Source organism: Saccharopolyspora elongata (genome assembly GCF_004348985.1).
In the GTDB taxonomy this organism is placed as follows: Bacteria; Actinomycetota; Actinomycetes; order Mycobacteriales; family Pseudonocardiaceae; genus Saccharopolyspora; species Saccharopolyspora elongata.
This window is the reverse complement of record NZ_SMKW01000012.1, coordinates 113,617-134,529: the sequence shown is the minus strand read 5'-3', so window position 1 is coordinate 134,529 and position 20,913 is coordinate 113,617. Positions and strand designations below refer to the sequence as shown.

Below are 20,913 nucleotides of genomic sequence, written 5' to 3'. Positions count from 1 at the left end.
TGAAGAATCACCTACATGATCGACCTGCGTCGGCTCCAAGTCCTCCGGGTGCTCCGGGAGGAGGGCACGGTGACCGCGACCGCGCGGGCGCTCTACCTGACGCCCTCGGCCGTCTCGCAACAACTCCGGTTGCTGTCCCGCGAGATCGGTGCCGAGCTGCTGCAGCCCGAAGGCCGCCGGGTCCGGCTCACGCCCGCCGCGCACATCGTCCTGGAGCACGCCGACGCGATCGCGGCCGAGTGGGAGCAGGCCCGCGCCGACCTGGCCGCGCATTCCGGCGGCGCGGTCGGACAGGTCCGGGTGGGCGGCTTCGCGACCAGCTTCGGCTCGCTGCTGGCACCCGCCGCCGCCCGGCTCCGCGACTCCCACCCGCGGCTGGAGGTGCGGCTGCGGGAGACCGACATCGACGACAGCCTGCGGCTGCTGCTGGCCGAGCAGGCCGACATCGCGATCCTGCCCGTCCCGGGCACCCCGCCGCTGGACGATCCGCGGTTCGACCAGCGGCTGCTGCTCGACGACCCGCAGGACCTGGTGGTGCCCGCGGCGCACGGGTTCGCCGAGCGCGACTCCGTGCGGTTGGCCGAGACCGCGCACGAGACCTGGATCGCGCCGCACCACGACCAGTTCCAGCTGATCGAGGTCGCATGCGCGGCGGCCGGCTTCGCCCCGCGGGTGGCGCACGAGGCGGCGGAGTGGAACTCGGTGCTGACCCTGGTGTCGCACGGGCTCGGCATCTGCCTGCTGCCCAGGCTCGCCACCGTCTCGCCGGACCACCACGTGGTGCGAATCCCGTTGCGGGACAAGCCGGCGCCGTCGCGCAGCGTCCTCACCTGCGTGCGCCGGGGCAGCCGGGCGCAACCCGCGATCGCCGCCGTCCTCCAAGCGCTGGAGGAGGTCGCGCGGAACCGGCAGAGCGGGTGAGGCCCCGCGCCTACCCCTCGCCGCGCAGCGCGGGCCGCAGCTTGTCCAGCACCGCCGGATCCTCGATGGTGGAAGGCACCCTGGTGTCACCGGTGTCGGCGATCTCGCGCATCGACTTCCGCAGGATCTTCCCGGAACGCGTCTTGGGCAGCCCGTCCACCACCGACACGTCGCGGAACGCCGCCACCGGCCCGATCTGCGCTCGCACGGCCGCGACCAGCTCGTCCCGCAGCGCCTCCTCGGAGATGTCCACACCGGACTTCAGCACCACGAACCCGCGCGGCACCTGGCCCTTCAGCGAATCGCGCACGCCGATCACCGCGCACTCGGCGACCGCCGGGTGCGCCGCCAGCACCGCCTCCATCGAGCCGGTCGACAGCCGGTGCCCTGCGACGTTGATCACGTCGTCGGTGCGGCCCATCACGAACACGTAGCCGTCGGCGTCGACGTAGCCGTTGTCTCCGGTGAGGTAGTAGCCCGGGTAGCGAGACAGGTACGACTCGCGGAACCGCTCGTCGTCGCCCCACAGCGTCGGCAGCGTGCCCGGCGGCAGCGGCAGCTTCAGGCAGATCGCGCCGTCGGTCTCCGGCGGCAGCGGGTTCCCGGCCTGGTCCAGCACCGCCACGTCGTAGCCGGGCACCGGCACGGTCGGCGAACCCGGCTTGACCGGCATCGGCTCCAGCCCGCGCAGGTTCGCGCAGATCGGCCAGCCCGTCTCGGTCTGCCACCAGTGGTCGATCACCGGCACGCCGAGCTTCTCCGACGCCCAGTGGTAGGTCTCCGGGTCCAGCCGCTCGCCGGCCAGGAACAGCGCCCGCAGGCCCGAGATGTCGTGGCCGGCCAGCAGCTCGGCGTTCGGGTCCACCCGCTTGATCGCCCGGAACGCGGTCGGCGCGGTGAACAGCGCCTTGACCCGGTGCTCGGCGATGACCCGCCAGAACGCGCCCGCATCCGGCGTGCCCACCGGCTTGCCCTCGTAGACCACGGTGGTCGCCCCGGTCAGCAGCGGCGCGTAGACGATGTAGGAGTGGCCGACCACCCAGCCGACGTCCGAGGCGGTCCAGAAGACGTCGCCCGGCCCGATGTCGTAGATGTTGGCCATCGACCAGCGCAGCGCGACCGCGTGCCCGCCGTTGTCGCGCACCACGCCCTTCGGCCGCCCGGTGGTGCCCGAGGTGTAGAGGACGTACAGCGGATCGGTGGCCTTCACCGGCACGCAGTCGGCCGGTTCGGCCTGCGCCAGCGCATCGTTCCAGTCCACGTCGCGCGGCCCGAGCTCCGCGCGGGCCTGCTCGCGCTGGAACACGATCACCCGCTTCGGCTGGTGCTCCGTCGCCCGCAGCGCCTCGTCGACGATCGGCTTGTACTCGACGATCCGGTTCGGCTCCAGGCCGCACGACGCGGCGACGATCACCGTCGGCCGGGCGTCGTCGATGCGCGCCGCCAGCTCCTTCGGCGCGAAGCCGCCGAAGACCACCGAATGCACCGCGCCGATGCGCGCGCAGGCCAGCATCGCGACGACGGCCTCGGAGATCATCGGCATGTAGATCACGACCCGGTCGCCAGGCTCGGCGCCCTGCGCCCGCAACGCCCCGGCGAACTGCGCCACCCGGTCCAGCAGCTCCCGGTACGTCCAGCGGCGCACCTCGCCGGTCATCGCCGAATCCCAGATCAGCGCCGCCTGGTCGCCGCGCCCGTCGCGGACGTGCCGGTCCAGCGCGTTGAAGCAGGTGTTGAGCTCGCCGTCGGGGAACCACCGGAAGAACGGGTCCGCGGTGGCGTCCAGGGCCCGCGACGGTGCCCGCTCCCACTCGATCGCGGCCGCCGCGTCGAGCCAGAAGCCCTCCGGATCGGCCGAACTCCGCCGGTAGGCCTCGGCATAGGCACCCATGACCACGTTCCTCCTGCATCCGCCCCGCTGTCGCCTGTCGTCCTACCGCACAACGCGGCGTAGCGCCAGGGTCACCGGTAGCGACGCGCGAAACGCTTTTGTCACAACCGAAACACGGCCGATCGGACGAACGGCCGCGCGGACTTCGCCCGCGCTGAGCGCCGCCCGGACACCCGGGTGCAACTCGGCGACACAACGTGTCCGTTTGGCGCTGGGCGGGTAGATCGGCGCGACAGAGCGTGCTCGTCCGAACACAATCAAGCCGAAGTCGATGATCGGGCTAACACCACGGCGCATCGCGCCGACAACCGAATCGGAGGTGCTACAACGATGAGTACGGAACCGGCCTTGTCCGCACAGGCATCCGCCGCCCAGACCGCCGCCGCCGCCCGGGTCGAACCCGGCCGCGGCCCCGCGACCACCGAACTGCCCACCGCGCCGTGCAGCGTGGTGTGGAGCGGTGGCCATTCCTACGTCCTCGAGGGCTCCACCGGGGCCCGCTGGGCGGGCGTCGACGACCGCGGCAGGGCCCGGTTCCTCACCGATGCGGACCTCCGCCGCCGCGGCTGGAGCCGCACCAGGGCGTAGCCACGCCCGGTGGCCGACGGCTCCCGCCGCGAAGCAGCCCGATCGACCGGCTTCGCGGGAGCCCGGCCGCCAAGTGTGTTGTGCGAGGAATGTGAGACCCTGATCTGGTCGGGATGCACAAGTTGCGTCCGAAGCGGGGGCAGGACGCACAACCATTCAGGGGAGGCTCGTGGTGCAGGATGCTGAGCGCACCACGGAAGACACCACGAGCGGGGATCGCGGGATGAATCCCGATCCGGCGGGGCAGGGCCCCGCGGCGGAGCGCCCCGATCCGGGCATGGCCCGGATACGGGAGGCCGCCGCCGGCGTGTGGGCCGATCCATGGTGGACACTTCCGAACCTGCTCAGCGTGATCCGGCTGGCCGGCGTGGCGGTGTTCCTCTGGCTGCTGCTGGGCCCGAAGGCCGACCTGCTCGCGCTGCTGGTGCTGGTGATCAGCGGTATCACCGACTGGCTCGACGGCAAGCTCGCCCGCTGGCTCAACCAGTACAGCCGCATCGGCGAGCTCCTCGACCCGGCCGCCGACCGCCTCTACATAGTCGCGACCCTGGTGGCCTTCGTGCTGCGCGACGTGGTGCCCTGGTGGGTCGCCGCCGCGCTGGTCATCCGCGACGTGGTGCTGACGCTCTGCCTGCCGGTGCTGCGCTGGCACGGCTACGAACCGCCGGACGTGCACTACCTCGGCAAGGCCGCGACGTTCTGCCTGATGTACGCGTTCCCGCTGTTGCTGCTGGTGCAGGAGGACTTCCCGCTGTCCGAAGTGGTCCGACCGATCGCCTACGCCTTCACCTGCTGGGGCGGCGCGCTCTACCTGTGGGCCGGCATCCTCTACCTCGGCCAGGTGATGGCGGCGGTCCGCCAGGCCCGCGCCAGACCGGCCTGAGCGCCGTCCGGACGTCCCGCGCGAAGGGCGCCGTCTGCCGAGGCGATCGGCGGATGGCGCCCTTTCTCGTCGCCCGCTGGAGGGTCGCCTTGCGGCCTGCGCCGCGTGGTGAATACGCTCGCCGAGCCGATCACGCGAACCTCCGTGACCGGTGATCCACAGCACCAGCGGAGCAGGGAGGCGGGACCACGTGGCGGCCCCGGACGAGATCAAGTACACCGAAGAGCACGAGTGGATTCAGCGCACGGCTGACGACAAGGTGCGCATCGGTATCACCGACTACGCCCAGCAGCAGCTCGGCGACGTGGTGTTCGTGCAGCTGCCGGACCTCGGCCAGCAGGTCACCGCCGGCGAGTCGATGGGCGAGGTGGAGTCGACCAAGAGCGTCTCGGAGATCTACGCGCCGGTCTCCGGCGAGGTGGTGGCCCGCAACGAGCAGCTGGAGGACGAGCCGGAGTTGGTCAATTCGGCCCCGCTGGGCGACGGCTGGATGGTCGAGCTCAAGCTCGCCGACCCGGCCCAGCTGGACGGTCTGCTCGACGCCGCGGCGTACCAGAAGCTGACCGAATCCTGACCCGACCAGGCAAGATCGTCGGTCTGTCAGGGGCCGAGAGGAAGATGTCGGGAGTCCCGCGTCCCGTGTCTGTACCTGCACTGTACGTTGGGCACATACTTGGCACGATCTATCCGCGTAGAGGAGAGCTCAGGTGAGCCAATTCCCCGGCCACGGCGACGTTCCGCCGGAGCAGTCACCGGAGACCACCTCGGTCTTCAGGCCCTTCCTCTCGGAGCCGGAGAGCACCGAGAGTGCGTCCCCGGAGCCCGCCGCCGCATCCGGGGTCGATGCGCTGCCCGCAGGGTCCGCCCTGCTGGTGGTCAAGCGCGGCCCCAACGCGGGATCGCGATTCCTGCTGGACCGGGAGACCACCAGCGCGGGACGGCACCCGGACAGCGACATCTTCCTCGATGACGTCACGGTTTCCCGCCGGCACGCCGAGTTCCGGCGCGAGGGCAACGACTTCGTGGTCGTCGACGTCGGCAGCCTCAACGGCACCTACGTCAACCGGGAGCCGGTCGACACCTCGGTGCTGGCCAACGGCGACGAGGTGCAGATCGGGAAGTTCCGGCTGGTGTTCCTGACCGGCCCGATCGACGGGGGCCCGGGCGCCCGCTGAGGGGCCCTTGGACCGATTAGTCCATCCGCCAGCGGGGCGGCGCCGAAGCGGCGTCGCCCCGCTGGCGCGTGAAGGTAGTGCGCAGCCGAGATCGACTGACTTCCCGAGCGGGGAATTTCCCGCCGTCGCAACCGGTTTCCACGTTGTAGCGGCCGCCTTTCGACCGGTCCGGCGGACGGGTCGGCGGTGTATCGTGCTGGTAATGCTCGATGAAGAGCTCAGCCAGCGGTTCGGGCCAGATGCACCGGCAGGAAGGCCGCGGATTCGGTGGTCGACCAGACCGCTAAAGGGATGGGCGTGTCCGCCGCAACGCGGGTAGCGTCGGAGGCGTCGGTGCGCGATCCTCGACGGGGATGTCACGCTTCGGCGCGCTGGAGGAGGCGATGTGACGATGAGCAGCGAGATGCGCGTCGTCGGCGTGCGAGTTGAACTACCAGCAAACCAGCCGATTCTGCTGTTGCGCGAGGCGCACGGCGAGCGTTACCTGCCGATCTGGATCGGCTCGGTCGAGGCGACCGCCATCGCGCTTGAGCAGCAGGGTGTGCGGCCGCAGAGACCCCTTACCCACGACCTGTTGAAGGACGTCATCGGCGCCCTCGGGCGCGACCTGGAACAGGTGCGGATCACCGACCTGCAGGACGGCACCTTCTTCGCCGAGCTGGTGTTCGACGGGGATGTGCGGGTCTCCGCGCGGCCGAGCGACTCGGTGGCGCTGGCGCTGCGCATCGGGGTGCCCATCCACGCCGACGAATCGGTGCTGGACGAGGCGGGGCTGATCATCCCGGACGAGCAGGAGGACGAGGTGGAGAAGTTCCGCGAGTTCCTGGACTCCGTCTCCCCGGAGGACTTCCGCGGCGCCGACACCTGAGCCCGCCGATCGACCGACGACACAGCCCGGCCCCCGTCTGCGCGAGCAGGCGGGGGCCGGGTCGTCCGGGTGCACCGCGCGTCGCGTTGACCTCCCCGCGGGGCAGGCATACCGTCGAACTTACGCGAATTGCCCCGGTGTGATTCGGCCGCTGGGCGGTGTTCGCGGCCTCGGACCGCGATGGTCCGGGAGCTGGTGATCGTCGTCGGCTTCGTGCCGGACGAGGGGAGGCAGGCGTGGTCGAGGAAGCGTCCAACCGGGATGCTGCCGTGGAGCAGGGCGAGCTGTTCCCCGACGCCTCGCTGCCGGACGAACTGGTCGGCTACCGGGGTCCGGCCGCCTGCCAGATCGCCGGCATCACCTACCGCCAGTTGGACTACTGGGCGCGCACCAAGCTGGTCGGCCCGTCCATCCGCGGCGCGGCCGGCTCCGGCTCGCAGCGGCTGTACTCGTTCAAGGACATCCTGGTGCTCAAGGTGGTCAAGCGACTGCTGGACACCGGGGTGTCGCTGCACAACATCCGGGTCGCGGTGGAACACCTGCGCAACCGGGGTGTGCAGGACCTGGCCAGGCTGACGCTGTTCAGCGACGGGACGACGGTCTACGAGTGCACCTCTGCCGAGGAGGTGGTCGACTTGTTGCAGGGTGGCCAAGGGGTGTTCGGCATCGCTGTCAGCGGTGCGATGCGCGAGATCAGCGGCACGATCCACGACTTCCCGGCGGAACGGGCCGACGGCGCGGAGCTGGTCCCGATGGACGACGAGCTGTCCCGCCGGCGGCGCGACCGGCAGGCCGAGACCGGCTGAGCCGACCGGACCCGACCGGGTGGTGTGCGGCCGGTGACATCGCTGGTCCGCTCGGACCCCCTGATCGGGTAAGCTGCGGCACATCGCCGACCCCGTGCGGGAGAGTCCGGCCCGGCCTAGGCCGCGGTCGGCGCCGAAGGAGCAACCCTCCCCGACAACCTCTCAGGCCACCTGGACCGCACGGGCGAGATACCTCTGGAAAGAGGGTGCACCACGGCCGTGGTGCACCCCGCCGACGGTGCAAGCCCGGTTCCCGGGTGAAGCTCTCAGGCGTTCGCTTCGCGGACAGTGACAGAGGGGGAGAGCTGGGCAGTTCCGGCTGCCTGCCGCCCTTTTGCCGCCGCGACGATTGAGGTTTGGCGATGACCGACGTGACCCACGACCGCATTCCCCTGGCCGCCCTGGAGCACGGCACGCCGTTCGCCGACCGGCACGTCGGCCCGATGCCGGCCGAGCTCGCGCGCATGCTCGACGTGATCGGCGTCGGCTCGCTGGAGGAGCTGGGGCAGAACGCCGTGCCGGACACGATCCGGGAAGGCGACCTGCAGCTGGCGCTGCCGGAGCCGGCCACCGAGTCCGAGGCGCTGGCCGAGCTGCGCGAGCTGGCGCGCCGCTGTCGCCCGCACACCGAGATGATCGGGCTCGGCTACTACGGCACGGTCACGCCGCCGGTGATCCTGCGCAACGTGCTGGAGAGCCCCGCCTGGTACACGGCCTACACGCCGTACCAGCCGGAGATCTCGCAGGGCCGGCTCGAAGCGCTGCTGAACTTCCAGACGATGGTCGCAGACCTGGCCGGGGTGCCGGTGGCCAACGCGTCGATGCTCGACGAGTCCACCGCCGCGGCCGAGGGCATGACGCTGGTGCGCCGCGCGGGCCGGTCGAAGTCGCCGCGGTTCGTGGTGGACGCCGACACGCTGCCGCAGACCATCGCGGTGATCGAGACCCGCGCGGAGCCGCTGGGCATCGAGGTCGTCGTCGCCGACCTCGCCGCGGGCGCGCAGGCGTTGCCGGATGGCGAGTTCTTCGGCGTGCTGCTGTCCTACCCGGGCGCTTCCGGCGCGGTGCGGGACCACGAGGAGATCATCGCGGAGGTCCACCGGCGCGGCGCGAAGGTCGTCGTCGCGGCCGACCTGCTTTCGCTGACGCTGCTGCGCTCGCCCGGTGAGATCGGCGCGGACGTGGTGGTCGGCAGCACCCAGCGCTTCGGCGTGCCGATGGGCTTCGGCGGCCCGCACGCCGGGTTCATGGCCGTGGCCAAGGGCTTCGAACGGCAGCTGCCGGGGCGGTTGGTCGGCGTGAGCGTCGACGCCGACGGCAACCAGGCCTACCGGCTGGCGCTGCAGACCCGCGAACAGCACATCCGCCGCGAGAAGGCCACCAGCAACATCTGCACCGCGCAGGTGCTGCTGGCCGTCGTGGCCTCGATGTACGCGGTCTACCACGGCCCGGCCGGGCTGCGGTCGATCGCGACCCGCGCGCACCGGATGGCGGCGGTGCTCGCCGAGCAGCTGCGCCGTGGCGGCGTCGAGGTGCTGCACCAGGAGTTCTTCGACACGATCGTCGTGAAGGTGCCGGGCAAGGCCGACGACATCGTCGCCACGGCCCGCCGGGGCGGCATCAACCTCCGCCGCGTGGACGCCGACCACGTCGGCATCAGCTGCGACGAGACCACCACGCGGGCGCACCTGGCGACGGTGTGGCAGGCCTTCGGCGTCACCGGCGGTGACGTCGACGAGCTCGACATCGAGACGCCGGACGCGCTGCCCGCGGCGCTGGAGCGCACCTCGGAGTACCTGACCCACCCGGTGTTCCACACCCACCGCTCCGAGACCTCGCTGCTGCGCTACCTGCGGCGGCTGTCGGACAAGGACATCGCGCTGGACCGCAGCATGATCCCGCTGGGCTCGTGCACGATGAAGCTCAACGCGACGGCCGAGATGGAGCCGATCACCTGGCCCGAGTTCGGTTCGCTGCACCCGTTCGCGCCCGCGCAGGACGCCGAGGGGCTGCTGTCGATCGTCAAGGACCTGGAGACCTGGCTGGCCGAGGTCACCGGCTACGACGCGGTGAGCCTGCAGCCCAACGCCGGGAGCCAGGGCGAGTTCGCCGGCCTGCTGGCGATCCGCGCCTACCACCGCAGCCGTGGTGACGAGGACCGGGACCTGTGCCTGATCCCGGCGAGCGCGCACGGCACCAACGCCGCCAGCGCCGTGATGGCCGGGATGCGGGTGATCGTGGTCCGCTGCGACGAAGCCGGCAACATCGAGCTCGACCACCTGCGCGAGCTGGTCACCGAGCACGCCGACGACCTCGCCGCGATCATGATCACCTACCCGTCCACGCACGGCGTGTACGAGGACACCGTGCGCGAGGTGTGCGGGCTGGTGCACGACGCGGGCGGTCAGGTCTACGTCGACGGTGCAAACCTCAACGCCCTGATCGGCCTCGCGCGGATGGGCAAGTTCGGCTCCGACGTCTCGCACCTGAACCTGCACAAGACGTTCTGCATCCCGCACGGCGGTGGCGGCCCGGGCGTCGGCCCGATCGGCGTGCGCGAGCACCTGGCGCCGTTCCTGCCCAACCACCCGCTGCAGCCCGCCGCCGGACCGGCGACCGGCGTCGGCCCGATCAGCGCCGCCCCGTGGGGCAGCGCCTCGATCCTGCCGATCTCCTGGGCGTACGTGCGGATGATGGGTGCCGACGGCCTGCGCCGGGCGACGCTGACCGCCGTCGCGGCCGCCAACTACGTCGCTCGCCGCCTCAACAACTACTTCCCGGTGCTCTACACCGGCAAGGGCGGCTTCGTCGCGCACGAGTGCATCCTCGACCTGCGGCAGATCAGCAAGACCAGCGGCATCACGGTCGACGACGTCGCCAAGCGGCTGGCCGACTACGGCATCCACGCGCCGACCATGTCGTTCCCGGTGGCCGGGACGCTGATGGTCGAGCCGACGGAGAGCGAGAACCTGGCGGAGCTGGACCGGTTCTGCGAGGCGATGATCGCGATCCGGGCGGAGATCGACAAGGTCGTCGCCGGGCAGTGGCCGGCCGACGACAACCCGCTGGTGGGTGCCCCGCACACGGCGGCGTCGCTGGCCAAGGACTGGGACCACGCCTACTCCCGCGAGGAGGCGGCCTACCCGCTGGGCACCGACATGACGAAGGTCTGGCCCCCGGTGCGCCGCATCGACGGCGCGCGAGGCGACCGCAACCTCGTCTGCTCCTGCCCACCCCTGGACGCCTACCAGGCGTGACAGCTGTCGGCTGGCGCCGCTTGCCAACTGCGAAAGAAGTGCGGCGACGCCCCCGGACCGCTGTTGCGGCCGGGGGTGTCGTGGTTTCCGGGGCCGGTGACACGCCGGGGGCGGTTCGGTTTGCGTCGGGGCGGCGGCTGATGACACGGTGGCCCCTTCAAACCGACCGGCTCGGAGAAGGGGTTGAGCACAATGCTCACCATCAGTGAGAGCGCCGCAGAGGTCATCAAGCTCGTCCTCGTCGGCGGCGACTCTCCGGAAGGTTCCGGCCTGCGCATTGCGCCGGCGGGCGAAGGACTGCAGGCGTCGATCGCCGCCGAACCGCAGTCGGGCGACGAGGTGGTCGAGGTATCCGGCGTGCGGGTGTTCCTCGAACCGCAGGTCGCCGAGCTGCTCGGCGACAAGGTGCTGGACGCCGAGCGGGACTCCAACGGCGAACTGGCGCTGGCCGTCCGAGACTGACCGAACGGACTCGAACCGTCGTCCTGGGTGTTATGCCCGGGACGACGGTTTTTTCTCGCCGGACTGCGATCTAGGCCTCCTGCCAGCTACTGGTGATTGCGGTATTGCGGCAACTACTCTCGATGCGCAGCTGTTCCGGTCAGGAGGGAGCCCGTCGTGCCGACCACCACGCTCGCCATGCACATGAGCGACGGGTTGCTCAACGCGCAGACGGCGGTGCTGTTCGCGGCCGTGGGGATAGCCGGGCTGGCGGTCGCGCTGACCAAGGCGCGGGCCGACCTGGACGACCGGACGGCGCCGATGGCGGGGTTGGTCGCTGCGTTCGTCTTCGCCGCGCAGATGATCAACTTCCCGGTGCTGCCCGGCGTCAGCGGGCACCTGCTCGGCGGGGCGCTGGCGGCGATCCTGGCCGGGCCGTGGGTCGGCGCGCTGTGCGTGGCGATCGTGCTGGTGGTGCAGGCGCTGCTGTTCGCCGACGGCGGGCTGACCATGCTGGGCGCGAACATCACCAACATGGCGCTGATCGGCACCGCCGCCGGCTACCTCGTCGCCCTCGCATTGCGCCGCTTCGCGCGGCGGAGCCGGACCGGCCTGCTGGTGACCGCCTTCGTCGCGGCCTGGGTGAACACCGTCGCCGCCTCCGGCGGCTTCGTCCTCGAGTACGCGGTCGGCGGCGCGGCCGGTTTCGGCCTCGGCACGGCCGCGGTCGCGATGGTCGGGGTGCACTGCCTGATCGGCATCGGCGAGGGCGTGATCACGGCGGCCACGGTGGGTGCCGTCGCGGCCGCCCGACCGGACCTGGTCCATCTGCTGCGGACCGGGAAGCGGACGGAGGAGAACGTGCGATGAGTGCCCCACGTCGGCGTTTCCTGCTGGTCTTCGGCCTGTTCATCCTCGTCATCGCGGGTGGCGTGGCCTACTTCGCGGACTCCGACCCGGACGGGCTGGACGCGGTCACGCAGCGCGGCTGCACCGTGGTCGAGACCGAGCAGGGCGAGCAACTGGAAGGGCAGTGCATCGCGCAGCACGCCCAGGACCACGCGTTCTCCGGTGGCCCGCTGGCGGACTACACCGTCGGCGGCGACGACCGCTGGACCGGGTGGCCGGGGTGATCGGCGCGGTGGTCACGCTCGGTGCCGCCGGAGGGTTGTTCTGGGGCCTGCGGCGCCGGGCCGGGGGCGAATAGCGGTGGGAGCCGGTCACGCCGGCGCGCTGCACCTGCCCGGCGACTCGGTCCTGCACCGGTCGGCGCCCGAGGTCAAGATCGTGGCGGCCTTCCTGGTGGTGCTGTGCGTGGTGGCGACGCCGCGCGAGGTGTTCTGGGCGTTCGGCGGGTACGCGCTGCTGCTGTTCGGGCTCGTGCTGGTGGCCCGGGTTCCGCCGCGCTGGCTGGCCGGTCGCCTGCTGATCGAGGTGCCATTCGTGGTGCTCGCGCTGGTGCTGCCGTTCACCGCGGGCGGCGCGACCACCGAGGTGGCGGGCCTGGCGCTGTCCACCGGTGGCCTGCTGGCGGGCTGGAACATCCTGGTCAAGGGCACGCTCGGGTTGGCCACGTCGGTGCTGCTGGCCGCCACGACCGCGCCGAGGGAGCTGGTGGTCGGGCTGCAGCGGCTGCGGGCGCCCCGGCTGCTGATCACCATCATCACGCTGATGCTGCGCTATGCCGAGGTGATCGTCGCGGAGGCCAAGCGGATGCGGGTCGCGCGCATCTGCCGCGGGCACGATCCGCGGTTCCTGTGGCAGCTCGGCGCGACCGCGCGCGGGATCGGGAGCCTGTTCATCCGCTCCTACGAGCGGGGCGAACGCGTGCACCTGGCGATGGTGTCGCGGGGCTGGAGCGGCGCGATGCCCGAGCTGGGGGAGTCGCGCCGGACATCACTGGCGACGTGGTGGCTGGGCATGGTGCCACCTGCCGTCGCCGCCGTCGTGCTGGGAGTGGCCTTGTGGACCGCCTGACCGAACCCCTGCCGGAGCGCGCCACCGAGCCGGGGTCCGTCCCGGCGCTGGAGGTGTCCGGGCTGGCGTTCCGCTACCCGGACGGGCACCGCGCGCTCAACGGCGTCGACCTGCGCGTCGAGCACGGGGAGCGGGTCGCGGTGCTCGGCCCCAACGGGGCGGGCAAGACAACCATGACGCTGCACCTCAACGGGGTGCACGCGGCCGAGTCGGGGAGCATCCACGTCGGCGGGCTGCCCGTGGATTCGCGGAACCTCAAGGAGATCCGCCGTCGCGTCGGGCTGGTGTTCCAGGACCCCGACGACCAGCTGTTCATGCCGACGGTGCGCGAGGACGTCGCGTTCGGCCCGGCGAACTTCGGGGTGCGCGGCGAGGAGCTGGCCGAGCGCGTGCGGTCGGCGCTCGACGCGGTGGGCATGGCCGAGCACGCGGACCGCTCGCCGCTGCACCTCTCCGGCGGCCAGCGCAAGCGGGTCGCGCTGGCTGCGGTGCTTGCCTGCCGCCCCGAGCTGCTGGTGCTGGACGAACCGTCGTCGAACCTCGAACCGGTGGCCCGGCGCGAACTCGCCGAGGTTCTGCTGGACTGGGGCGGCACGATGCTCATGGTCACCCACGACCTGCCGTACGCGTTGCAGCTGTGCCCGCGCAGCGTGCTGATCGACGATGGAGCGGTGGTCGCCGACGGCCCCACCGCGGAACTGCTGTCCGACGCGGAGCTGCTGGCCGCGCACCGACTCGAACTCCCCTACGGATTCCGGGTTCCCTGAGGCGATCCCGGCTTTCGGACGTCTTGACCCCGCCGGTTCGCGAGGTGAGGGTGAGCGGGTCTGTCGCAGCGTGGCGAGGAGGCACCGATGGGTTCGGTGGAAACCGTTCGCGGACCGGTAGATCCCGGCGACCCGGGCAGGAGCCCGATGTGCGGGGAGGGGTGAGCGGGATGCCGATCGAACCGCATCCGCGCGGTGCCGCCCCGTTCGACACCTCCGGAATCCGGCGAGACAGCCGTGGAATCGCGCACTACACCGGCCTTCCCGCGTCGTTGGTGACCATGTTCCGGTCCACGGCGGAACGCTTCCCGGACAACGAGGCGCTCGTCGAGGTCGATGGCGAGCGGCTCACCTACCGGCAGTTGTGGGACCGGGCGGCGCGCGTCGCCGGCGGGTTGCGCGCGGCCGGGATCGGCCGGGGCGACCGGGTGGCGAGCCTGCTGCCCGCCGGGGTGGGTTGGGTGCTGGGATTCCTGGGCACGCAGCTGGCTGGGGCGGTCGCGGTGCCGGTGAACATCCGGTTCGCCGCACCCGAGATCGACTACGTGCTGACGGATTCCGGCGCGAAGCACGTGCTGCGACCCGGCGATCCGCTGCCCGACGGTCCGGCCCACGCGGTCGACGACCTGGCGCCGGACGACCTCGCGGCGATCTTCTACACCAGCGGCACCACGGGATTCCCGAAGGGGGCGATGACGACCCACGAGAACTTCCTGTCCAATGTGGAGACCGCGCTGCGGGTGATGGGCACGGACCGCGCCGAGGGCCCGGCGCTGCGCAATCTGGTGTCGGTGCCGCTGTTCCACGTGACCGGCTGCAACACCCAGCTACTCGTGCAGCTCGCCCTCGGCGGCACCACCGTCGTGCTGCCGAACTTCCAGGCGAAGCGGTTCCTGCGCACCCTCGTCGAGGAGCGGATCAACACCCTCATCACGGTCCCCGCGATCTACGCGCTGGCGCTGGCACAGCCGGAGTTCGCGGACCTAGACGTCAGCGCGGTCACCCAGGTCAACTACGGCGGCGCGCCGATCGCCCCGGCGCTGGTCGAGCGGATCAAGGCGGGCTTCCCGCGGGCCCGCGTGGGCAACGGGTTCGGCCTGACCGAGACGTCGTCGATCGCGACGTTCCTGCCGCACGAGTGGGCCGCCGAGCACGCCGACTCCATCGGGTTCGCCGCGCCCGTGGTGGATCTGGCGCTGGATGCGGCGGACCCGGAAAGCGGCGTCGGCGAGCTGCTCATCCGCGGCCCGAACATCGTCGCCGGGTACTGGAACAAGCCGGAGGCGACCGCGAACGCCTTCGCCGGCGGCTGGCTGCGCACCGGCGACCTGGCGAGCATCGACGAGCACGGCCTGGTCCGCGTCGTCGACCGCGCCAAGGACATGATCAACCGGGGCGGCGAGAACGTGTACTCGGTGGAGGTGGAGAACGCGCTGGCCGGGGCGCCCGGCGTCGCCGACGTGGCGGTCGTCGGCGTGCCGGACGACGTGATGGGGGAGAAGGTCGGCGCGGTGGTGGTGCCGCCGCCGGACGGCGAGTTCGACCCGCGGGCCGCGCTGGCCTACCTGGCGGATCGCCTCGCCGACTTCAAGGTGCCGCAGTACTTCGTGGTGCGCGCGGAGCCGCTGCCCCGCAATCCGGGAGGGAAGCTGCTCAAACGCCAACTCCGCGAGCAGACCGAGTGGGGAAACCCCGTCTGGGGCCGCTGAGCCCTCAGGACCCGTGTGCACTTTTGTTGCCATAACAGCCAAAAGTGCACACAGGTTCTTCATGGCTGCCAGGCCGGGTTGCGGCCGGTGAGGCCGACGAGCTTGTCCAGCGGCGTGGCGTCAGTCGGGACCTCGACGGCCGGGCCGAACGGGCTGTCGGGGCTGGGCTCCTCGGTTGCCCGCGCGGACGTGAACTCCAGGGCCGACGCCAGCGACACGGCGTCGCACCGGAACTGCTGCCCGGTGGACTTCGCGATGTCCCAGCCGTGCACCACCAGCTCGTTCATCGCGACGGCGCCCGCGACCGAACCGGGCAACTGGATGCCACCGGCCTGCGTCATGCCGTCCCAGGCCGCCGGGTCGCGCCACGCTTCGGCCATCGCGGTCAGCTGGGCGGGGATGCGGGTGCGCCAGTCGTCGGGAAGCCGGGTGGCGTCCCCTGACGGTCCTCCGCCGGTCTGCGAGAAGTCCTTCGCGGCTGCCGCGGTGAATGCCAGCGACAGGCCGCTGACGTGGTCGATCAGGTCGCCGAGGGCGTACTCGGTGCACGGCGTGGGCGCGCCGAGCTGGTCGTCGGCAACGTTCCCCAGCAGGGTCGCCAGGTGCTCGGCGGCCGGCCGGAGGTCGGGCAGGTCGGTCATTTCGCGGCTCCTTCGCAGTCCGTTCTGGTGGGGTAGACCGCTCCGGTGGCCGATTCTCATCGGTGGGCCCGCCCGCTGCCCAGGGTGCGCCGCGGAGTTACGGTACCGGTCGGTATCGAGCACCACGGGGGCGAACGCATGGGGGACCAACCGCGCAGGGTGAAGTACGTGCTGATCCTGGGCGCGCTGTCCGCGTTCGGCCCGCTGTCGATCGACATGTACCTCCCCGCCTTTCCGACGATCGCCGGCGATCTGCAAGCCGGGCCGTCGCAGGTGCAGCTGTCGCTGACGGCGTGCACGGTCGGCCTGGCCCTGGGGCAGCTCGTCGCCGGGCCGCTGTCGGACACCTTCGGCCGCCGCCGGCCGCTGCTGATCGGGCTGGTGGTGTTCACCTTGGCGTCGCTGCTGTGCGCGGGCGCGCCGTCCGCGTACGCGCTGGCGGGGCTGCGGTTGGTGCAGGGACTCGGCGGTGCCGCCGGAATCGTCATCGCCCGCGCCGTGGTGCGGGACCTGTATTCGGGCGTGGCGATGGCGCGGTTCTTCTCGCTGCTCATGCTGGTCAACGGGCTGGCACCGATCCTCGCGCCGCTGATCGGCGGGCAGATGCTGCGGGTGACGTCGTGGCGCGGCGTGTTCCTGGTGCTCGGCGCGATCGGCGTGGTGCTGCTGGTGGCGACCGCGTTCGGGGTGCGGGAGACGCTGCCCGGCGAGTCACGACGGCCCGGCAGCCTGGGCAGCACGTTGCGGACCTTCGGAAGCCTGCTCGGCGACCGGGCGTTCGTCGGGTATTCGCTGTCCGCGGCGCTGGCGTTCGCGGCGATGTTCGCCTACATCGCCGGATCGTCGTTCGTGCTGCAGGACGTCTACGGCATGTCGCCCCAGCTGTTCAGCCTGGTCTTCGGCGTGAACTCGCTGGGCATCGTGCTCTTCGGGCAGCTCAACGGCCGGCTGGTGGCCCGGGTCGACCCGGGCCGGCTGCTGGCCATCGGGCTCGGCGTGAATGCGGTCGGCGGCGTCGCGGTGGCGGCCTCCGCCGCGTTCGGTCTGGGCTTGCCGGGGCTGCTGCCGGCGCTCTTCCTGGTGGCGTCGAGCATGGGCGTGGTGTTCCCCAACGCCACGACCTTGGCGCTGTCCGGGCACCCCGAGACGGCCGGGAGCGCATCGGCGCTGCTGGGCGTCATGCAGTTCCTGGCCGGTGGCCTCGCGGCGCCGCTGGTGGGTTCGGCGGGCACCGGCACGGCACTGCCGATGGGCGTGGTGATGGGAGCCCTGTCGCTGTCCGCGGTCGTGGTCTACCTCGCGCTGACCCGCCGCGCCCGTGCCGAGGCGCGGACAGGCGCCCGCGCGGAGGAGCGGACCACCCAGCGCTGATCAGCTGGACCGGGCGAGCAGGGCCTCGGCCAGGTCCGTCCGGCTGTAGAGCACGTAGCGCCCCTCCCGCCGCACCGAGACGAGCCCGGCGTCGCGAAGGGCGGTCAGGTGCTGGGAGGCGTTCCCGGCGGACATCCGGGTCCGGCGGGAGAGCTCCGTGGTCGACCTCGGGGCGGACAGTTCGGCCAGCAGCAGGGCCCTGGATCTGCCGATGACCGAGGCCAGCGCGTCGGGCGCGGTGCGCGGCTTCGGGGTCCAGAGCTCGGCGATGCCGCGCGACGGGTAGCGCAGCGCCGCCGGCCACAGCGGCTCCAGCTTGGAGAAGACCGTGGGCCAGACGAACGTCGACGGCACCAGGACGAGGCCCCGGCCGTCCAGGGCGTGCGTGCCGGCGAAGTACCGGTGCGTCACCCGCAGGCCGTCGTCGTGCCAGCGGACCCGGGGGCTGAGCTCGTTGAGCAGCCGCGTGGTGCCGCCCTCCACCAGCAGGGCGCCGCGATGCCGGACGTCCTGGTCCAGCAGGTCGAGCATCTCCGGCCACCACGGCCGGATCGCCCGGTCCCAGTAGCCCTCGATCACCCCGGCCAGCCGGTGCAGTTCGCGGGCCGGGTCGGCGTGCAGCCGGCGGACCGGCGCCGACGCGGGGCGGCCGGCGTTCTCGATCATCGTCCGGACCGAATGCGGTGGCACCGCCCGCAGCCCTTCGAGCTCCTCGGCCAGGGTCGGCCGCGAGGTGGTCGGGGTGGGCGCGAGGAATCCGGGCAGGTACTTGGTCGGGGTCGGCACCAGGTCGAACAGCAGTGACAGGTCGGCGGTACTGCGCTGCAGCCGCCGCTCGGCCGCGGCCCGCCACGAGCCGTGCAGCGGGTGCCGACCGGGCTCCTTCAGTACCCGCACGCTGGCCGCGACCTCCCACAACGGGGAGAAGGCGAACCGGACGCGGGCGAGGTCACCGGCGGACATCGTCATCCTGAGCACCCGATGCCTCCCAGTGGTGGATTCGGCCCAGTCTAAATTCGTGGTCACCCGGCAGGGTGAGAACCATGGTTGCCGGGTGATCAACGACCGAACCGACCGTTTGCCCGGGGAATTCCGGCTGCTGTTCGCCGCCGTCGGCGGCAGCGACCTCGGCACCCAGATCAGCTTCGTCGCGCTGCCGCTGACCGCCGTCCTCGCGCTCGGCGCGGGCCCGGCTCAGGTCGGGGCGGTCGGCGCCCTCAGCACCATCGCGTTCCTGCTGGTCGGGCTGCCCGCCGGGGCCTGGGTGGACCGGCTTCCCCGCCGCGCGGTGATGATCACCACGGATGTGGTGCGCGCCGTGGTGTACGCCTCGATCCCCGCCGCGTGGCTGCTGGGCGCGCTGACTATGCCGCAGCTGTACGCGGTCGCGTTGCTCGGCGGGATCGCGACCGTGTTCTCCGAGGTTGCAGCCCAGAGCTTCCTGCCCGAAGTCGTGGGGCGGGCGCAGCTGGTGCGGGCCAACGCCCGGTTGATGGGGATGCGCGGGGTGAACCAGATCGTCGGCCGGAGCGTCGGCGGATTGCTGGTGTCAGTGCTCACGGCGCCGGTGACGATCGCGTTCGACGCGATCAGCTATGCGTGCGCGGCCGTCGCCATCGGGCGGATCCGGGGTGCGCGGGTGACCACACCGGTGCCGCGAGCGTCGCGGGTGTGGCCGGACGTCGCGGCGGGGGTGCGCCACGTGCTCGGCAACCGGCTGTTGCGGCCCATGGCGGTCGAAGGCGCATTGACGAACTTCGCCACGACGCTGACCCTCACGATCCTGCCGGTCCTGTTCGTCCGGGAACTCGGGATCAGCGAGTGGGGCCTGGGCTTGTTCCTCGCCATCGGCGGCTGCGGTGCGCTGGCCGGGGCGATCGGCGCGCGTGCGCTCGGCGAGCGGTTCGGACACGGCCGGACGCTGTGGATCACCGGGGCGGTCGCCAGCTGCGCCGGGTGCTTCGTGCCGCTGCTCGGGAGCGGCTCGTGGTTGTGGCCGGCGGCCGTGGCGTGGGCGCTGATCACCGCGAAGGCCGGCATCGGGAACGTGCTCGCGGTGAGCTTGCGGCAGGCCGCCACGCCGGATCACCTCATGGGCCGGATGAACGCCACGTTCCGGTTCCTGCTGACCGGTGCGCTCGCCGTCGCTTCCGTGCTGGCCGGGGTGCTCGGCGAACTCGTGGGCGTCCGCGCGGTGCTGTGGGTCTCGGCGGGCGTCTTCGCGGTGAGCTGGCTCGTCGTCTTCTGCTCGCCGCTGCGCTTCCTGCGGGAGCTGCCTACGGAGCCGCGCGTTCCGGCACGCCGGTAACCAGTTGTAACCGACTTCTCGGCCGTGCTATAGGTATCTGGTGGTTACCAGTGAGGACAGCATCCTCAAGCGCGGGGATCTGACCGATCCGAACTGCCCGACCCGCCTGGTGCTGGACCGCATCGGGGACAAGTGGACGGTGCTGGTGGTGACGCTGCTGTCCGACGGCCCGCTGCGCTTCACGCAGCTGCGCACCGGCATCGGCGGGGTCGCCCCGAAGGTGCTGACGCAGACGTTGCGCGCGATGGAGCGCGACGGACTGGTGATCCGGACCGTGTACCCGGAGGTGCCGCCGAGGGTGACCTACGAGCTGACCGACCTCGGGCATTCGCTGCGCGGGCCGGTGGAGGCGATCGCCGACTGGTCCGAGCGCAACGTCAACCGCATCCTCGCCGCGCGGGCCGCCGCCGACCAGGGGTGATCACACCGGCTGCGCCGCCCAGTCGAGGACCTCGCGGCAGGTGTCGATCAGCCGTTGCCGCAGGACCGCGGCCTCGGCGGCGAAGTCGCGCTGCCACCGGACGTAGTCGGCGCGGCCGTCGGGGGTTTCGACCGGAACCGGCTCGTAGCCGAGTTCGTGCAGGTCGTACGGGCTGGCGCGCATGTCCAGTTCGCGCACCCGCACGGCCAGTTCGAAGCAGTCGGCGACCAGCTCGGCGGGCACGAACGGTTCGAGCTTGTAGCTCCACTTGAACAGGTCCATGTTCGCGTGGAGGCAGCCCGGCTGTTCCAGGCGGACCTGGTCGGCGCGCTCGGGCTGCAGCGCGTTGAGGGGACGGGCCTGCGGGGTGAAGAACCGGAACGCGTCGTGGTGCGTGCAGCTGATCGGCATCGATTCGACGACCTCGTCGGTGCCGTCGTGCCCGAGGCGCAGCGGCCACCCGGTGTGCCGGATCTCTTCCGGTCGCGTCCGGTAGACCATGGCCCACTCGTGCAGGCCGAAGCAGTCGAGCCGGGCCTTCCGCGATGCCGTGGCGGTCAGCAGCCCGAGCACGAATTCGGTGCTGGCGCGGCGTTTCTCGGTCAGCGCGGCGGGATCGAGCGCGACGCCCTCCGGCGTCTCGGCGAAGCCCCGGCGGGCCAGGAACTCCTCGCCGCCCGCCAGCGCGACGCCGACGCCGGGCTGCCAGCGCTCCAGCCGGGCCGGGCGGAACGAGTAGTAGGTGAAGAGGAAGTCGAGCACGGGGTGCTTCCGGTGCTCGTGCTGGCGCCGGCGGTGCGGCTGCGTCCAGCGCGCGACCCGCTCCCGGTGGGCGGCCTGCCGGGCGCGCCAGTCCTGCTCAGACAGCACAATCATCGCCGGTCAGGGT

21 protein-coding genes and 1 riboswitch are annotated in these 20,913 nt (G+C 71.7%); of the genes, 17 read left to right on the top strand and 4 right to left on the bottom strand.

Translation table 11 applies throughout. The annotated features are described in order from the left end of the window. Positions 1 to 15: 15 nt before the first annotated feature. Positions 16 to 921: a LysR family transcriptional regulator gene (locus E1288_RS12105; RefSeq protein ID WP_132484345.1), complete on the top strand. Its 906-nt coding sequence runs from the start codon at positions 16 to 18 to the stop codon at positions 919 to 921. Between the two features lie 10 nt (positions 922 to 931). On the opposite strand, the gene E1288_RS12100 is transcribed toward E1288_RS12105, so the two are convergent. Beyond that, entirely contained in the window at positions 932 to 2,812 is a 1,881-nt protein-coding gene (locus tag E1288_RS12100; protein ID WP_132484343.1) for a propionyl-CoA synthetase, read from the bottom strand. Between the two features lie 330 nt (positions 2,813 to 3,142). Here E1288_RS12100 and E1288_RS12095 point away from each other — a divergent pair, with 330 nt between their 5' ends. The 13 genes from E1288_RS12095 to E1288_RS12035 all read left to right on the top strand — a co-directional run bounded on the left by E1288_RS12095 (position 3,143) and on the right by E1288_RS12035 (position 15,283). Beyond that, positions 3,143 to 3,400, top strand: a complete 258-nt coding sequence (locus E1288_RS12095; RefSeq protein ID WP_132484341.1) for a hypothetical protein — start codon at positions 3,143 to 3,145, stop codon at positions 3,398 to 3,400. Between the two features lie 169 nt (positions 3,401 to 3,569). Further along, on the top strand, positions 3,570 to 4,283 hold the full coding sequence (locus E1288_RS12090; RefSeq protein ID WP_207954305.1) for a CDP-alcohol phosphatidyltransferase family protein: 714 nt from the start codon (positions 3,570 to 3,572) through the stop codon (positions 4,281 to 4,283). A gap of 190 nt (positions 4,284 to 4,473) precedes the next feature. Next, complete coding sequence (gene gcvH / locus E1288_RS12085; RefSeq protein ID WP_132484339.1) at positions 4,474 to 4,857, top strand: glycine cleavage system protein GcvH; 384 nt, start codon at positions 4,474 to 4,476, stop codon at positions 4,855 to 4,857. A 133-nt stretch (positions 4,858 to 4,990) separates the two neighbouring features. Continuing rightward, positions 4,991 to 5,458, top strand: a complete 468-nt coding sequence (gene garA, locus E1288_RS12080; protein WP_101376763.1) for a glycogen accumulation regulator GarA — start codon at positions 4,991 to 4,993, stop codon at positions 5,456 to 5,458. A 391-nt stretch (positions 5,459 to 5,849) separates the two neighbouring features. Beyond that, positions 5,850 to 6,326, top strand: coding sequence for a bifunctional nuclease family protein (locus E1288_RS12075; protein ID WP_029534961.1), 477 nt, complete (start codon positions 5,850 to 5,852; stop codon positions 6,324 to 6,326). Between the two features lie 236 nt (positions 6,327 to 6,562). After that, on the top strand, positions 6,563 to 7,132 hold the full coding sequence (locus E1288_RS12070) for a MerR family transcriptional regulator (RefSeq protein ID WP_132484337.1): 570 nt from the start codon (positions 6,563 to 6,565) through the stop codon (positions 7,130 to 7,132). An 87-nt stretch (positions 7,133 to 7,219) separates the two neighbouring features. After that, positions 7,220 to 7,321: riboswitch (glycine riboswitch) on the top strand. A 173-nt stretch (positions 7,322 to 7,494) separates the two neighbouring features. Next, entirely contained in the window at positions 7,495 to 10,389 is a 2,895-nt protein-coding gene (gcvP, locus tag E1288_RS12065; RefSeq protein ID WP_132484335.1) for an aminomethyl-transferring glycine dehydrogenase, read from the top strand. A gap of 192 nt (positions 10,390 to 10,581) precedes the next feature. Continuing rightward, a complete protein-coding gene (locus E1288_RS12060; protein ID WP_132484333.1) occupies positions 10,582 to 10,851 on the top strand; it encodes a HesB/YadR/YfhF-family protein in 270 nt (89 codons plus the stop codon). Positions 10,852 to 11,028: 177 nt separating this feature from the next. Further along, a complete protein-coding gene (locus E1288_RS12055; RefSeq protein ID WP_132484391.1) occupies positions 11,029 to 11,700 on the top strand; it encodes an energy-coupling factor ABC transporter permease in 672 nt (223 codons plus the stop codon). Then, positions 11,697 to 11,963: a PDGLE domain-containing protein gene (locus tag E1288_RS12050; protein ID WP_328592454.1), complete on the top strand. Its 267-nt coding sequence runs from the start codon at positions 11,697 to 11,699 to the stop codon at positions 11,961 to 11,963. The genes E1288_RS12055 and E1288_RS12050 overlap by 4 nt, the downstream gene beginning before the upstream one ends. Positions 11,964 to 12,039: 76 nt before the next feature. Then, positions 12,040 to 12,807, top strand: a complete 768-nt coding sequence (gene cbiQ, locus E1288_RS12045) for a cobalt ECF transporter T component CbiQ (protein ID WP_132484331.1) — start codon at positions 12,040 to 12,042, stop codon at positions 12,805 to 12,807. Further along, positions 12,795 to 13,574, top strand: a complete 780-nt coding sequence (locus tag E1288_RS12040; RefSeq protein ID WP_132484329.1) for an energy-coupling factor ABC transporter ATP-binding protein — start codon at positions 12,795 to 12,797, stop codon at positions 13,572 to 13,574. Before cbiQ ends, E1288_RS12040 begins: the two co-directional genes overlap by 13 nt. A gap of 170 nt (positions 13,575 to 13,744) precedes the next feature. Next, positions 13,745 to 15,283 (top strand): class I adenylate-forming enzyme family protein, encoded by a 1,539-nt coding sequence (locus E1288_RS12035; protein ID WP_132484327.1) that lies wholly within the window; start codon positions 13,745 to 13,747, stop codon positions 15,281 to 15,283. 59 nt (positions 15,284 to 15,342) lie between these two features. On the opposite strand, the gene E1288_RS12030 is transcribed toward E1288_RS12035, so the two are convergent. Beyond that, positions 15,343 to 15,924 (bottom strand): TIGR03086 family metal-binding protein, encoded by a 582-nt coding sequence (locus E1288_RS12030; protein WP_132484325.1) that lies wholly within the window; start codon positions 15,922 to 15,924, stop codon positions 15,343 to 15,345. Between the two features lie 138 nt (positions 15,925 to 16,062). On the opposite strand from E1288_RS12030, the gene E1288_RS12025 reads away from it, so the two are divergent. Next, positions 16,063 to 17,295, top strand: a complete 1,233-nt coding sequence (locus E1288_RS12025; protein WP_132484323.1) for a Bcr/CflA family multidrug efflux MFS transporter — start codon at positions 16,063 to 16,065, stop codon at positions 17,293 to 17,295. Here the strand turns inward: E1288_RS12025 and E1288_RS12020 are convergent, their stop codons facing one another. After that, positions 17,296 to 18,258: an ArsR/SmtB family transcription factor gene (locus E1288_RS12020; RefSeq protein ID WP_235883501.1), complete on the bottom strand. Its 963-nt coding sequence runs from the start codon at positions 18,256 to 18,258 to the stop codon at positions 17,296 to 17,298. It abuts the gene before it with no gap. A gap of 91 nt (positions 18,259 to 18,349) precedes the next feature. On the opposite strand from E1288_RS12020, the gene E1288_RS12015 reads away from it, so the two are divergent. Next, positions 18,350 to 19,603 (top strand): MFS transporter, encoded by a 1,254-nt coding sequence (locus tag E1288_RS12015; protein WP_207954304.1) that lies wholly within the window; start codon positions 18,350 to 18,352, stop codon positions 19,601 to 19,603. Between the two features lie 40 nt (positions 19,604 to 19,643). Then, a complete protein-coding gene (locus E1288_RS12010) occupies positions 19,644 to 20,024 on the top strand; it encodes a winged helix-turn-helix transcriptional regulator (RefSeq protein ID WP_132484321.1) in 381 nt (126 codons plus the stop codon). On the opposite strand, the gene E1288_RS12005 is transcribed toward E1288_RS12010, so the two are convergent. Then, positions 20,025 to 20,900, bottom strand: coding sequence for a 3-methyladenine DNA glycosylase (locus E1288_RS12005; protein ID WP_132484319.1), 876 nt, complete (start codon positions 20,898 to 20,900; stop codon positions 20,025 to 20,027). Positions 20,901 to 20,913: the final 13 nt, after the last annotated feature.